Raw genomic sequence first — 14,408 nt, 5'->3', positions numbered from 1 at the left:
CCCACCGCTCGCCCTTCTAACCCACGAGGCCTTCCCCACAGTGAACTTCACGCGTTGGAGCGCCCGGCTCCCCGGAACGCAGCGCCGCACCGCGGCGCGGACCGAGCACACGGTCTCCCCGGACCGGCGAGGGGAAGGCGCTCCCGTGCCGGCGGCCCGCGCCGAGCAGCTGACCGACGACGCGCCGCCCGTGCCCGCCGTCGACGAACTCCCCGTACGCGACGTCCTCGACCGCGTCCCCGCGCTCGTCGCCCTCGTCCACGGCCCCGAACACCGAGTCGCGTACGTCAACGACTCCTACACGGCGGCCTTCGGCGCCCGACCGGCCGGCGAGCCCGCCCGCGAAGCCCTCCCCGAGCTGGACGAACTCGGCCTGCTCCCGCTCCTCGACCAGGTCCTGCGCAGCGCCAAGTCCCGCACGGTCAAGTCCCGGAAGACCTCCAACGGCCGCTCGTACACCTTCACCTGCACCCCCGTCGACACCTCCCCGGAAGCGGAAGGCCAGGGCGGCGGCGTACTCATCTTCGCGACCGACGTCACCGACCACGCCGAGGCCGCCGAGCGGCTCCGCGCCAGCGAGCGCAGCCAGCGCGAGACCGCCGTCACCCTCCAGCGCTCCCTGCTCCCCCAGGAACTGGAGGAGCCCGACGACCTGCGCATCGCGGCCACCTACCAGCCCGGCGGCACGGAGGCCGCGGTCGGCGGCGACTGGTACGACGTGATCACCCTCGGCGGCGGCCGCACCGCACTCGTCATCGGCGACGTCATGGGCCGCGGCGTCCGCGCGGCCGCGGTCATGGGCCAGCTGCGCACCGCCGTACGCGCGTACGCCCGCCTCGACCTGCCCCCGCACGAGGTCCTGCAACTCCTCGACGGCCTCGCCACCGAGATCGACGCCAACCAGATCGCCACCTGCGTGTACGCCGTCCACGACCCCAACGAGGGACGGCTGATCTACGCCTCCGCGGGCCACCTCCCGATCCTCGTCCGCGACGAGAGCGGCAACGTCCTGCGCGCCGACGAACCCACCGGGCCGCCGCTCGGCACCGGCGGCTGGCTGCACGCCTCCGGCTCGGTCCCGCTCGGCCCCGGCTCGACGGCCGTCCTCTACACCGACGGCCTCGTCGAGCGCCGCGACGAGGACCTCGACGAGGGAATCGCCTCCCTGGAGCGCGCCCTCGCCGGCGCCACCGGCACCCCCCAGGTCGTCTGCGACCGCCTTGTCCGCTCGGCGGGCGTCACCGCCGACCACGACGACGACGTGGCCGTCCTGGTCCTTCAGCATCCCGCCCGTACGGGCCCGGACGCCGACCTCTTCCGCAACGCCGCCCTGGAACTCCTCGGCGGCGTGGAAGCGGCTCCACGCGCGCGTGCCTTCGCCTCCGGCGTCCTGACGAGCTGGCACTTCCCGGCCGACCTGCAGGATCTCGGCATCCTCGCCGCCAGCGAACTCGTCGCCAACTCCCTCCAGCACGGCACCCCGCCCATGCGACTGCGCCTCCGCCGCACCGACCGCCGCCTGATCATCGAGGTCACCGACGGCGACGACCACCTCCCACGCCGCCGCCGCGCCGAGCCCGCCGACGAGGCCGGTCGCGGCATCGCGATCGTCGCGACGATCGCCTCCGGCTGGGGGTCGCGGCGTACCCCGGGCGGGGGGAAGGCGGTGTGGTGCGAGTTCGCGTTGCCGCGGGGGGAGGGGTGAGTCCACCCGGTTTCAGCCCGTCCGGCGTTTGAGGACGAGCGCGTCAGCGCGATACGGGGGTCTGGGGGCGGAGCCCCCAGGAGCAAGGGACGGGTAGGGGCGGAGGGGGCGAAAAACCCACCCCCGGCACCCACCCCCGGCACCCACCCCTGCGCGCCACCTAGCCCCCCACCCCATCCCCTGCTAGTAGCTCACCCATGGCAGACGAAACGGGCTTTCAGCTCAGCGGCAGTGCGCCTGAGCGTTACGAGCAGTACGCCGCGCCGATCATGGCGCCCTTCGTGGCGGCGATCCTGGACGCCGCGGACCTCTCACCCGGCGCCACGGTCCTCGACCTCGCCTGCGGCACCGGCTTCGTGGCCCGCGCGGCAGCGGCCCGGGTCGGCCCCGCCGGCCGCGTCTCGGGCGCGGACATCAACGAGGGCATGCTCAGGGTCGCCAAGGCACACGCACCCCGCATGTACCCCGACATCGAGTTCACGGAGGCCTCCGCGGACGGACTCCCCTACCAGGACGCCACCTTCGACGCGGTCGTCTGCCAGCAGGGCGTCCAGTTCTTCCCCGACCTGCCCGCGGCCCTCGCGGAGGTGGCCCGAGTCACCCGCCCCGGAGGACGCTTCGTGGCCACCGCCTGGGCGGACAGGAACCTCATCCCGTACTTCGTGGGCCAGTACGAAGCGGTCAAGAAGTACGTGGCTCCAGAGAGGGTTCCAGAGGTCGCCGCGAGCTACGAAGCCGCCTTCTCCGGCACTCCAGACCGCCTCACCACCACACTCCGCGAGGCCGGCTTCCACGACGTCACCGTCCACGAGGTCACCTTCGGCGTCTCCGTCCCACCCCTCGCCGACTACGCGGCGGCCCAACTCTCGTCCGTGCCCTGGGGCCAGGCGATCGTCGACCACGGCGGCCACGAAGCCCTCGTACAGGCAGGCCGAGCGGTCCACACCCACCTCAAGGACCGCACCGCCCCGGACGGCAGCGCGACCCTCCCTTTCGCGGCCAACCTGGTGACCGGGATCCGCTGACGACAAACCGAAACGGCCGCCACCACTTCGAGAAGTGATGGCGGCCGTCGTATGTCCGTCAGGCCCCGGCCCGCACAGGCTCCGCCGGAGCTCCACCCCGCGCGACGACCCGGCTCTTCGCGAGCGACGGCTGATTCTGTACGGGTGTCAGCTGCCGGCCCAGCCGTATCGCGAGGTAGGTGATGCCCAGCGAGAACAGCAGGAACGTCACGATGTACGGCCCGTGCAGCGAGGCCCCCATCGGCCCGCCCACCGCCGGACCGACCGCCAGCGCGAGCTGCTTCACCAGGGCGAAGGCCGAGTTGTACTGTCCCGCCATGCCCGAAGGCGCCAGATCGGCGACCAGTGGCGCGATGGTCGGCGACAGCATGGACTCACCAAGACCGAAGAGGGCGTACGTCGAGATGAACGCGGCGGTGGCCATGGTCTGGCTGCCGTGCCCGAGGCCCGCGTAACCGGCCGTGAGCCATGCGACCGCCCAGATGAGCCCCACCGCGGCGATCACCCGCGACCGCTTCCGGCGCTCGACGAACTTGAGCACCGCGAACTGCGCGACCACGATCATCGCGGTGTTCGCCGCCATCGCCGTACCGAGCGCCGAGGTGGAGATCCCGGCCGCCTCGACGCCGTACGCCGAGAGCCCCGACTCGAACTGCCCGTAGCAGGCGAAGAACAGCACGAAGCCCAGCACGGACAGCTGCACCATGGCCCGGTTGCCGAGCAGCTGCTTCCAGCTGCCGCCCCTGGCCTGCGGCGCACCCTCGACCTTCGGCGCGTGCGGCAGCCGTACGGTCGACATGATCACGACCAGCAGCAGGAACATCGCCGCCTCGATCGAGAAAAGCAGCGTGAACGAGCTCGCGCGTGACGTGTCGACGATGTGGCCGCCGATCAGACCGCCGACGCCGAGTCCCAGGTTCTGCAGGAAGAACTGCGTCGCGAAGGCACGCGAGCGGGTGTCCGCCGACGAGCAGTCCACGATCATCGTCGCGAGCGCCGGCTGCATCACGGCCTGTCCGGCACCGAGTGCGGCCGCCGAAAGCAGCACGGTCGTGGCACTGTTCGCGAGCCCGAGGCTCAGCGCTCCCAGGGCGGCGGTGAGCAGGGCGGTGAGCAGCACCGGCAACGGGCCGCGCCGGACGATGGCCCGCCCGGCGAACGGCAGCACGGCGAGCGCGGCCACGGCGAACACGGCGAGCACGATGCCCGCCGTCATGGAGCCGAGTCCCCGCACCTGCGCCACATAGACGTAGAGGAAGGGGACGGTAAAGCCGAGCCCGAACGCACTGAGTGCGTTGCCCACATGGATCCGGCGCATCGCTGCGCCCATCGCCCTGGTCACTTTCACCTGCCTTGGTCGTGAGGTCGTCAGGGTGCCGAAGGATGCAGACCTGAAGACTTCGAAGCTAAAGTTAGGATCTAAACAGTACACATCGAAGGACTTCAACGCCAAGTGAGGCCGTGCCATACTGCGGCCATGGGCGACAACCCCGGCGTCAGCGAGCCGACACTCGACGAACAGATCGCCGCTTACCAGCGCGAGTTCCAGGACCTCGACCCCCAGGTCGAGCAGATCGTGTCGGCCCTCTCCCGCCTCAACCGGCGGATGAACGTCGCCTACGGACGCCAGACCGCCGCGCTCGGCATCAGCAACGCCGAGTGGGAGGTCCTCAAGGCCCTGGTCGTTTCCGGCGCCCCGTACCGCATGGGCCCCAGCGACCTCGCCAAGCTGCTGGGTCTGACCCCGGCCGCGATGACCCACCGCATCGACCGCATGGTGGCGGAGGGTCTCGTCACCCGGGAGCGCGACGAGTCGAATCGCGTACGCGTCATCGTGGGACTCACCGACGAGGGCCGAGAGAAGTGGCTGGAGGTCATGCGCCTCGCCTCGGGCTTCGAGGAAGACCTGCTCCAGGACCTTTCCGCCGACGAGCGCGGCGTCCTCGGTGAGGTCCTGACCCGCCTCCTGCGTCGCGTGGAGCACGCCCAGCCGGATGCCGGCGGCCGGCTCACCGACCTCGATTAAAGATCTTGACAGGGAATGTTGACACCCCCATGCCCGACGCGTAAGGTTCTTCGAGTTGCCACGGGGCCGTAACGGTTCTGCGGCAGCACCTCCGCCGCAAAAGCGGCAACCAAACCATCAGCACGATCTCCCAACGGGGTCGAATTCGGCATGCCCGAATTCAATTCGATTTGGGCCCGGCAGCCCGATTAGGAACTGCCGAGAGGATCCGCTAAAGTTTGGGACGTCGGAACGGCCCAACAGCCGGGAAGACAAGCCCCACTGACTGGGAATCAGGCCCGAAAGGATCTGATAGAGTCGGAACCGCAGGAAAGGGAAACGCGAAAGCGGAAACCTGGAAAGCGCCGAGGAAATCGGATCGGAAACGGTCTGATAGAGTCGGAAACGCAAGACCGAAGGGAAACTGCCCGGAGGAAAGCCTGAGAGAGTCTCTCGGGTGAGTACAAAGGAAGCGTCCGTTCCTTGAGAACTCAACAGCGTGCCAAAAATCAACGCCAAGTTTGTTGATACCCCGTCTCCGGCCGATCGGCCGGGGCGAGGTTCCTTTGAAGAAAAACATCAGCGAGGACGCTGTGGACCGTGGGGATTATTCCTCCCTTCGGTTCCGCTCTCGTGGTGTCGCACCGGATTACCGGTACACATTCACGGAGAGTTTGATCCTGGCTCAGGACGAACGCTGGCGGCGTGCTTAACACATGCAAGTCGAACGATGAAGCCTTTCGGGGTGGATTAGTGGCGAACGGGTGAGTAACACGTGGGCAATCTGCCCTTCACTCTGGGACAAGCCCTGGAAACGGGGTCTAATACCGGATAACACTCCTCTGGGCATCCAGGGGGGTTGAAAGCTCCGGCGGTGAAGGATGAGCCCGCGGCCTATCAGCTTGTTGGTGAGGTAGTGGCTCACCAAGGCGACGACGGGTAGCCGGCCTGAGAGGGCGACCGGCCACACTGGGACTGAGACACGGCCCAGACTCCTACGGGAGGCAGCAGTGGGGAATATTGCACAATGGGCGAAAGCCTGATGCAGCGACGCCGCGTGAGGGATGACGGCCTTCGGGTTGTAAACCTCTTTCAGCAGGGAAGAAGCGAAAGTGACGGTACCTGCAGAAGAAGCGCCGGCTAACTACGTGCCAGCAGCCGCGGTAATACGTAGGGCGCAAGCGTTGTCCGGAATTATTGGGCGTAAAGAGCTCGTAGGCGGCTTGTCGCGTCGGTTGTGAAAGCCCGGGGCTTAACCCCGGGTCTGCAGTCGATACGGGCAGGCTAGAGTGTGGTAGGGGAGATCGGAATTCCTGGTGTAGCGGTGAAATGCGCAGATATCAGGAGGAACACCGGTGGCGAAGGCGGATCTCTGGGCCATTACTGACGCTGAGGAGCGAAAGCGTGGGGAGCGAACAGGATTAGATACCCTGGTAGTCCACGCCGTAAACGGTGGGAACTAGGTGTTGGCGACATTCCACGTCGTCGGTGCCGCAGCTAACGCATTAAGTTCCCCGCCTGGGGAGTACGGCCGCAAGGCTAAAACTCAAAGGAATTGACGGGGGCCCGCACAAGCAGCGGAGCATGTGGCTTAATTCGACGCAACGCGAAGAACCTTACCAAGGCTTGACATACGCCGGAAAGCATCAGAGATGGTGCCCCCCTTGTGGTCGGTGTACAGGTGGTGCATGGCTGTCGTCAGCTCGTGTCGTGAGATGTTGGGTTAAGTCCCGCAACGAGCGCAACCCTTGTTCTGTGTTGCCAGCATGCCCTTCGGGGTGATGGGGACTCACAGGAGACTGCCGGGGTCAACTCGGAGGAAGGTGGGGACGACGTCAAGTCATCATGCCCCTTATGTCTTGGGCTGCACACGTGCTACAATGGCAGGTACAATGAGCTGCGATGCCGCGAGGCGGAGCGAATCTCAAAAAGCCTGTCTCAGTTCGGATTGGGGTCTGCAACTCGACCCCATGAAGTCGGAGTTGCTAGTAATCGCAGATCAGCATTGCTGCGGTGAATACGTTCCCGGGCCTTGTACACACCGCCCGTCACGTCACGAAAGTCGGTAACACCCGAAGCCGGTGGCCCAACCCCCTTGTGGGGAGGGAGCTGTCGAAGGTGGGACTGGCGATTGGGACGAAGTCGTAACAAGGTAGCCGTACCGGAAGGTGCGGCTGGATCACCTCCTTTCTAAGGAGCATCTAGGCGCCCGCTCCACGGAGTTGGCGTCCAGGGCCATTACGTCGGCACACGTCCGGCGGTGGTTGCTCATGGGTGGAACGTTGATTATTCGGCACACTTGATCGTCTTCTCCTTCCAGTACTGCTCGCAAGAGTGTGGATCGTTGAGGGAAGCGGCGAGGGTGTCGGGCACGCTGTTGGGTGTCTGAGGGTACGGACTTTGAGTCTGGATCTTCAGTTGCCGGCCCCGGTGAAAATCTGCTTCGGCGGGTTGTGACGGGTGGTTGGTCGTTGTTTGAGAACTGCACAGTGGACGCGAGCATCTGTGGCCAAGTTTTTAAGGGCGCACGGTGGATGCCTTGGCACCAGGAACCGATGAAGGACGTGGGAGGCCACGATAGTCCCCGGGGAGCCGTCAACCAGGCTTTGATCCGGGGGTTTCCGAATGGGGAAACCCGGCAGTCGTCATGGGCTGTCACCCGTACCTGAACACATAGGGTATGTGGAGGGAACGCGGGGAAGTGAAACATCTCAGTACCCGCAGGAAGAGAAAACAACCGTGATTCCGGGAGTAGTGGCGAGCGAAACTGGATGAGGCTAAACCATATGCGTGTGAGACCCGGCAGGGGTTGCGTATGTGGGGTTGTGGGATTTCTCTTTCACGGTCTGCCGATCGTGAGACGAGTCAGAAACCGTTGATGTAGGCGAAGGACATGCGAAAGGTCCGGCGTAGAGGGTAAGACCCCCGTAGTCGAAACGTCAACGGCTCGTTTGAGAAACACCCAAGTAGCACGGGGCCCGAGAAATCCCGTGTGAATCTGGCGGGACCACCCGCTAAGCCTAAATATTCCCTGGTGACCGATAGCGGATAGTACCGTGAGGGAATGGTGAAAAGTACCGCGGGAGCGGAGTGAAATAGTACCTGAAACCGTGTGCCTACAAGCCGTGGGAGCGTCGGAGTGCATGCTTGCATGTACTCTCGTGACTGCGTGCCTTTTGAAGAATGAGCCTGCGAGTTTGCGGTGTGTTGCGAGGTTAACCCGTGTGGGGAAGCCGTAGCGAAAGCGAGTCCGAATAGGGCGTTTTAGTAGCGCGCTCAAGACCCGAAGCGGAGTGATCTAGCCATGGGCAGGTTGAAGCGGCTGTAAGAGGTCGTGGAGGACCGAACCCACCAGGGTTGAAAACCTGGGGGATGACCTGTGGTTAGGGGTGAAAGGCCAATCAAACTCCGTGATAGCTGGTTCTCCCCGAAATGCATTTAGGTGCAGCGTCGTGTGTTTCTTGCCGGAGGTAGAGCACTGGATAGGCGATGGGCCCTACCGGGTTACTGACCTTAGCCAAACTCCGAATGCCGGTAAGTGAGAGCGCGGCAGTGAGACTGTGGGGGATAAGCTCCATGGTCGAGAGGGAAACAGCCCAGAGCATCGACTAAGGCCCCTAAGCGTACGCTAAGTGGGAAAGGATGTGGAGTCGCACAGACAACCAGGAGGTTGGCTTAGAAGCAGCCACCCTTGAAAGAGTGCGTAATAGCTCACTGGTCTAGTGATTCCGCGCCGACAATGTAGCGGGGCTCAAGCGTACCGCCGAAGTCGTGTCATTCATACAATAGGGCCAACGCCCGTATGGATGGGTAGGGGAGCGTCGTGTGCCGGGTGAAGCCGCAGCGGAAGCTAGTGGTGGACGGTTCACGAGTGAGAATGCAGGCATGAGTAGCGATACACACGTGAGAAACGTGTGCGCCGATTGACTAAGGGTTCCTGGGTCAAGCTGATCTGCCCAGGGTAAGTCGGGACCTAAGGCGAGGCCGACAGGCGTAGTCGATGGATAACCGGTTGATATTCCGGTACCCGCTGTGAAGCGTCAAACATTGAACCAGGCGATGCTAAGTCCGTGAAGCCGTCCCGGACCCTTCGGGGAAAGGGAAGTGGTGGAGCCGACGGACCAGACCTGCAGTAGGTGAGTGATGGGGTGACGCAGGAAGGTAGTCCATCCCGGGCGGTGGTTGTCCCGGGGTAAGGGTGTAGCCCGTCATCTAGGCAAATCCGGATGACACGAGGGTGAGACCTGATGCCGAGCCGATTGTGGTGAAGTGGATGATCCTATGCTGTCGAGAAAAGCCTCTAGCGAGTTTCATGGCGGCCCGTACCCTAAACCGACTCAGGTGGTCAGGTAGAGAATACCGAGGCGTTCGGGTGAACTATGGTTAAGGAACTCGGCAAAATGCCCCCGTAACTTCGGGAGAAGGGGGGCCATCACCGGTGATCGGATTTACTCCGTGAGCTGGGGGTGGCCGCAGAGACCAGCGAGAAGCGACTGTTTACTAAAAACACAGGTCCGTGCGAAGCCGTAAGGCGATGTATACGGACTGACGCCTGCCCGGTGCTGGAACGTTAAGGGGACCGGTTAGTCACTCTTCGGGGTGGCGAAGCTGAGAACTTAAGCGCCAGTAAACGGCGGTGGTAACTATAACCATCCTAAGGTAGCGAAATTCCTTGTCGGGTAAGTTCCGACCTGCACGAATGGCGTAACGACTTCTCGACTGTCTCAACCATAGGCCCGGTGAAATTGCACTACGAGTAAAGATGCTCGTTTCGCGCAGCAGGACGGAAAGACCCCGGGACCTTTACTACAGTTTGATATTGGTGTTCGGTTCGGCTTGTGTAGGATAGCTGGGAGACTGTGAAGCTCGAGCGCCAGCTCGGGTGGAGTCGTCGTTGAAATACCAGTCTGGTCGTGCTGGATGTCTAACCTGGGTCCGTGATCCGGATCAGGGACAGTGTCTGATGGGTAGTTTAACTGGGGCGGTTGCCTCCTAAAGAGTAACGGAGGCGCCCAAAGGTTCCCTCAGCCTGGTTGGTAATCAGGTGTTGAGTGTAAGTGCACAAGGGAGCTTGACTGTGAGACCGACGGGTCGAGCAGGGACGAAAGTCGGGACTAGTGATCCGGCGGTGGCTTGTGGAAGCGCCGTCGCTCAACGGATAAAAGGTACCCCGGGGATAACAGGCTGATCTTCCCCAAGAGTCCATATCGACGGGATGGTTTGGCACCTCGATGTCGGCTCGTCGCATCCTGGGGCTGGAGTCGGTCCCAAGGGTTGGGCTGTTCGCCCATTAAAGCGGTACGCGAGCTGGGTTTAGAACGTCGTGAGACAGTTCGGTCCCTATCCGCTGCGCGCGCAGGAATATTGAGAAGGGCTGTCCCTAGTACGAGAGGACCGGGACGGACGAACCTCTGGTGTGCCAGTTGTCCTGCCAAGGGCATGGCTGGTTGGCTACGTTCGGGAGGGATAACCGCTGAAAGCATCTAAGCGGGAAGCCTGCTTCGAGATGAGTATTCCCACCCACTAGATGGGTTAAGGCTCCCAGTAGACGACTGGGTTGATAGGCCAGATGTGGAAGCCCAGTAATGGGCGAAGCTGACTGGTACTAATAGGCCGAGGGCTTGTCCTCAGTTGCTCGCGTCCACTGTGTTGGTTCTGAAACCACGAACAACCGTTGTAGCCATGCCACGGCTCCGGTTGAACAGTTTCATAGTGTTTCGGTGGTCATAGCGTGAGGGAAACGCCCGGTTACATTCCGAACCCGGAAGCTAAGCCTCACAGCGCCGATGGTACTGCAGGGGGGACCCTGTGGGAGAGTAGGACGCCGCCGAACTAATTGTAGAGAAAACCCCCTTGCCATATGGCAAGGGGGTTTTCTGTTTTCAGGACAGGCGTTTTCAGGACGGCCGCACCAACCTTGTGTCGTACGCCAGGATCACTGCCTGGATTCGGTCGCGTGATCCCGTCTTGGCGAGGATGCGGCTGACATGCGTCTTCACCGTGGATTCGGCGAGGTGGAGGCGCGTGGAGATCTCCGTGTTCGTCCAGCCCTGGCCGATGATCGTGAGGATTTCGCGTTCGCGGTCCGTGAGGGCGGCAAGTCGGGGGTCCAGTTCCGGAGCCGTGTCCGAGGTGGTTGCCGGCAGGTGCTGGACGTATGCGTCGAGGAGTCGTCGAGTGAGGCTCGGGGCGACCACCGCGTCCCCCGTCGCCACCGCGCGGATGCCGGACAGCAGTTCTTCCGGTAGCGCGTCCTTGATGAGGAAGCCGGAGGCGCCGGCGCGCAGGCCTGCGTAGACGTACTCGTCGAGGTCGAAGGTCGTGAGGATGAGGACGCGGGTGCGGTCGCCGGTGGCGGCGATGCGGCGGGTGGCCTCGATGCCGTCCAGGCCCGGCATACGGATGTCCATGAGGACGACGTCCGGGTGGAGTTCGGACGTCATGCGGATGGCCTCGCTGCCGTTGCCGGCCTCGCCCAGCACCGCCATGTCGTCCTGGCTCTCCAGGAGCATGCGGAAGCCGAAGCGTTGGAGGGGCTGGTCGTCGGCGATCAGGACGGTGGTCACGGGGCGGGCTCCTCCTTGCGGTGCGGGGCGGATTCCCCCTGTGGCAAGTGGTCGGAATCCTGGGGCACATGGGCGGATTCCTTCGGCAGGTGCAGGTGGACGCGCCAGCCGGATTCCGGGCCCGGACCCGGAGCGGCCTCAAGTGTGCCTCCGTACAGGGAAGTTCGTTCGCGCATGCCGGGGAGGCCGCGGCCGTCCTCCGTCGAGGGGGTGCCGCCGCGTCCGGTGTCCGTGATGGTGACGGTGACGGCGCCTCCGTCCTCGTACGAGATCTCGATCTGTGAAGTCGACCCGGGGCCCCCGTGTTTGAGGGTGTTGGTGAGGGCTTCCTGGATGACGCGGTAGACGGTGAGCTGGCGGCCCGGGGGGAGGGAGGCGCGGCCGTGGATGGTGGTGCGGACGGGGAGGCCTGCGGCTCGTACGCCTTTGATGAGGTGGTCGAGGTCGGTGAGGGAGGGCTGTGGGGCCAGTTCGAGGTCTTCGGGGTCGTCGCGCAACACGTCCAGCAGGCGGCGGAGTTCGGCGAGGGCCTGGCGGCTGGTGGTTCCTATGGCGTCGAGGGCTTGGGCCGCGCGTTCGGGGGACTTGGTGGCGGCGTACCGGCCGCCGTCCGCGAGGCCTGTGATGACGGACAGGTTGTGGCCGATGATGTCGTGCATCTCGCGGGCGATGCGGGCGCGTTCGGCGGCGGCTGCCAGCATGCTCTGCTGGTCGCGTTCGATCTCCAGCTGGCGGGCTCGTTCGACGAGGGAGGCGAGGTACTCCTTGCGGGTGCGTACGGCGATGCCGCCGACCGCTGCCAGGGCGAGGCTCATCGCGGCGGGGACGATGTTCTGCTCGGCGCCCTGTTCGGCGGGGTAGCGGAAGCCGGTCACGATGAACGGGGTCACCACCAGGGCGTACGAACAGAGCAGGGTGCGCAGGCGGGTGCGCAGGGCGACGTTGAAGAGGACGACGAGCAGGGTGAGGTTGGCCTGGAGGACCGCGCCGGTCCAGGCGTTGGTGACGGACGCGGGGAACATCACCAGGAGGACCGCGAACGGGTGGGTGCGGCGCCACAGCAGGGGGACCGAGAAGCAGAGGGACATCGTGGTGACGAGCCAGACCGGCACGTCGGGGTTCTCGGCGATGTTCCGCCAGCCGCCGCTGGTGACGTCGATCAGGGAGGCGGTGATGAAGAACCCGGTGAGCAGGAAGTTCCACGGGAGCGGGTGGCGCCTGTCGATGGCGCGCACCCGCTGGACGATGCGGTGGAACTGGCGGGTCAGGGGCTGTCCGTTCGGTGTCCAGTCGCCGTCGCCGTCCTGCCGGTTCTGGGCGCCCTGGTCGCGTGTCACGGAGCCATCCTCGTACGGAGTGGCGTCATACGTCCCGTCGCTTCAGCAGCAGAGCGGCCACCGCGAGCGTCGCCGCCGTCCACAGGGCCAGGGCGAGCAACGCCGGGCCCTGTGAGGCCATTTCGGCGGTCGGGTGGGCGTGGGTCAGGGAGTCGAGGGCCTTGGAGGGGAAGTAGGGCACGGCGTCTTCGGCGATGTCGTACGGAATCGCGCCGACGACCTCCGGCAGGATCAGGATGCCGCCGATGAACGCGCCGATGCTGCCCGGCACGGAGCGGATCAGGGTGCCGAGGCCGAGGGCCATGACGGCGAGGAGGGTGAGGCCGGCCGCGTTGCCCACGAGGGCGCGGGCGATGCCCGGGTCGGTGAGGGAGGCCGCCTGGTCGGTGCCGGCGAGGAGGGTCTGGGCGAGGGGGAACGTGAGGAAGTTCGTCGCCAGTACGACGGTGAAGGCGACCGCGCCCAGGACCGCGGCCTTGGACCACAGGACGGGGAGGCGGCGCGGGACCGCCGTCATGGTGGAGCGGATCATGCCGGTGGAGTGCTCGCCCGCCGTGAGCAGGATGCCCAGTACGCCGATGATGATCTGCGTGAACTGCATGCCGAGCAGGACCAGGAGGACGGTGTCCACGTCTCCGTCGCCGCCGCCGGACTTGTAGGTCGCGCCGATCAGGAGGCCCACGCCGATCGTCACGACGCTCGTCAGGGCCAGGGTGATCCACGTGGAGCGGACCGTCCACAGCTTGTGCCATTCGGAGCGCAGGACGCCCCGGGGGGTCACGCGGTACGCGAGGGTGCTCATGCCGCCGCTCCTTCCAGGCTCGCGTTGAACTCGACGGAGTCGCGGGTGAGGTCCATGAAGGCCTGTTCCAACGAGGCTGCGTGCGGGGTGAGTTCGTAGAGCGGGATGCCGTGGGCGGCGGCGGTGCGGCCGATCTGCTCGGCTTGCTTGCCGCGGACGTCCAGGGTCCCGGGGGTGTCGCTGGTGATGTCGACCTCGGGTTCGGCGAGGAGCTGTGCGAGGGTGCCCGCGTCGGGGCTGACGACCCTGACGGTGCCCGCGCCGGAGTCCCGTACGAAGGCGGAGACGGTCGTGTCGGCGAGGAGCCGGCCGCGGCCGATGATGACGAGGTGCTCGGCGGTCAGCGCCATCTCGCTCATCAGATGCGAGGAGACCAGGACCGTACGGCCTTCTGCCGCAAGGGACTTGAGGAGGGTACGGATCCACAGCACGCCCTCGGGATCGAGGCCGTTGACCGGTTCGTCGAGGATGACGGTGGCCGGGTCGCCGAGCAGGGCGGCCGCGATGCCGAGGCGCTGGCCCATGCCGAGGGAGAAGCCCTTGACGCGGCGGTCGGCGACCTCGGTCAGGCCGCTCAGGTCCAGGACGTGCTGGACGCGGGTGCGGGGGATCCCGTGGGTGTGGGCGAGCGCCATGAGGTGGTGGTAGGCCGTGCGGCCCGGGTGGACCGAGCGGGCTTCCAGGAGGGCGCCGACCTCGTGGAGGGGCGCGGGGTGTTCCTGATAGGCGCGGTCGCCGACGGTCGCGCTGCCGCGGGTCGGGGCGTCCAGGCCCAGGATCATGCGCATCGTGGTGGACTTGCCGGCGCCGTTCGGGCCGAGGAAGCCGGTGACGGTGCCGGGCTGGACGGTGAAGGCCAGGTCGTGGACGACGGTCTTGTCGCCGTAGCGCTTGGTGAGTCCGGAGGCCGTAATCATGCCTTCGATGCTCGCGGCGGGGCGCGGGGCGGGCGTCGGACCGGGGCGGGA

General features: G+C 65.4%; 8 protein-coding genes and 3 rRNA genes. 6 read left to right on the top strand and 5 right to left on the bottom strand.

Annotated elements, in window-relative coordinates:
• Nucleotides 1-40 precede the first annotated feature (40 nt).
• The gene (locus OG219_RS22825) at nucleotides 41-1,705 is read left to right on the top strand and encodes a SpoIIE family protein phosphatase (RefSeq protein WP_266829289.1); all 1,665 of its coding nucleotides are present in this window, start codon (nucleotides 41-43) and stop codon (nucleotides 1,703-1,705) included.
• Nucleotides 1,706-1,902: 197 nt separating this feature from the next.
• The gene (locus OG219_RS22820; RefSeq protein WP_266829287.1) at nucleotides 1,903-2,730 is read left to right on the top strand and encodes a class I SAM-dependent methyltransferase; all 828 of its coding nucleotides are present in this window, start codon (nucleotides 1,903-1,905) and stop codon (nucleotides 2,728-2,730) included.
• A 58-nt stretch (nucleotides 2,731-2,788) separates the two neighbouring features.
• On the opposite strand, the gene OG219_RS22815 is transcribed toward OG219_RS22820, so the two are convergent.
• Nucleotides 2,789-4,060, bottom strand: a complete 1,272-nt coding sequence (locus tag OG219_RS22815) for an MFS transporter (RefSeq protein WP_266836194.1) — start codon at nucleotides 4,058-4,060, stop codon at nucleotides 2,789-2,791.
• Between the two features lie 147 nt (nucleotides 4,061-4,207).
• Between OG219_RS22815 and OG219_RS22810 the strand changes: the two genes are divergently transcribed.
• The 4 genes from OG219_RS22810 (at nucleotide 4,208) to rrf (ending at nucleotide 10,568) form a co-directional block, all read left to right on the top strand.
• On the top strand, nucleotides 4,208-4,756 hold the full coding sequence (locus OG219_RS22810) for a MarR family winged helix-turn-helix transcriptional regulator (RefSeq protein ID WP_266829285.1): 549 nt from the start codon (nucleotides 4,208-4,210) through the stop codon (nucleotides 4,754-4,756).
• Between the two features lie 641 nt (nucleotides 4,757-5,397).
• Nucleotides 5,398-6,925 (top strand): 16S ribosomal RNA (locus OG219_RS22805).
• Between the two features lie 317 nt (nucleotides 6,926-7,242).
• Nucleotides 7,243-10,364 (top strand): 23S ribosomal RNA (locus OG219_RS22800).
• Between the two features lie 87 nt (nucleotides 10,365-10,451).
• A 5S ribosomal RNA gene (rrf, locus tag OG219_RS22795) occupies nucleotides 10,452-10,568 on the top strand.
• Together the 16S, 23S and 5S rRNA genes form the textbook arrangement of a ribosomal RNA operon.
• 64 nt (nucleotides 10,569-10,632) lie before the next feature.
• Here rrf and OG219_RS22790 read toward each other — a convergent pair.
• From OG219_RS22790 to OG219_RS22775, 4 genes are all read right to left on the bottom strand, one after another.
• Entirely contained in the window at nucleotides 10,633-11,301 is a 669-nt protein-coding gene (locus tag OG219_RS22790) for a response regulator transcription factor (RefSeq protein WP_266829283.1), read from the bottom strand.
• Complete coding sequence (locus tag OG219_RS22785) at nucleotides 11,298-12,569, bottom strand: sensor histidine kinase (protein ID WP_266836193.1); 1,272 nt, start codon at nucleotides 12,567-12,569, stop codon at nucleotides 11,298-11,300. Before OG219_RS22785 ends, OG219_RS22790 begins: the two co-directional genes overlap by 4 nt.
• 94 nt (nucleotides 12,570-12,663) lie before the next feature.
• Entirely contained in the window at nucleotides 12,664-13,440 is a 777-nt protein-coding gene (locus OG219_RS22780) for an ABC transporter permease (protein WP_266829281.1), read from the bottom strand.
• The gene (locus tag OG219_RS22775) at nucleotides 13,437-14,357 is read right to left on the bottom strand and encodes an ATP-binding cassette domain-containing protein (RefSeq protein ID WP_266829279.1); all 921 of its coding nucleotides are present in this window, start codon (nucleotides 14,355-14,357) and stop codon (nucleotides 13,437-13,439) included. The genes OG219_RS22780 and OG219_RS22775 overlap by 4 nt, the downstream gene beginning before the upstream one ends.
• Nucleotides 14,358-14,408 lie beyond the last annotated feature (51 nt).

It is taken from the genome of Streptomyces sp. NBC_00038, from assembly GCF_026343635.1.
Lineage (GTDB): Bacteria > Actinomycetota > Actinomycetes > Streptomycetales > Streptomycetaceae > Streptomyces.
Note: the sequence above shows the minus strand (reverse complement) of the source record. Positions and strands in the feature narration are given on the sequence as shown.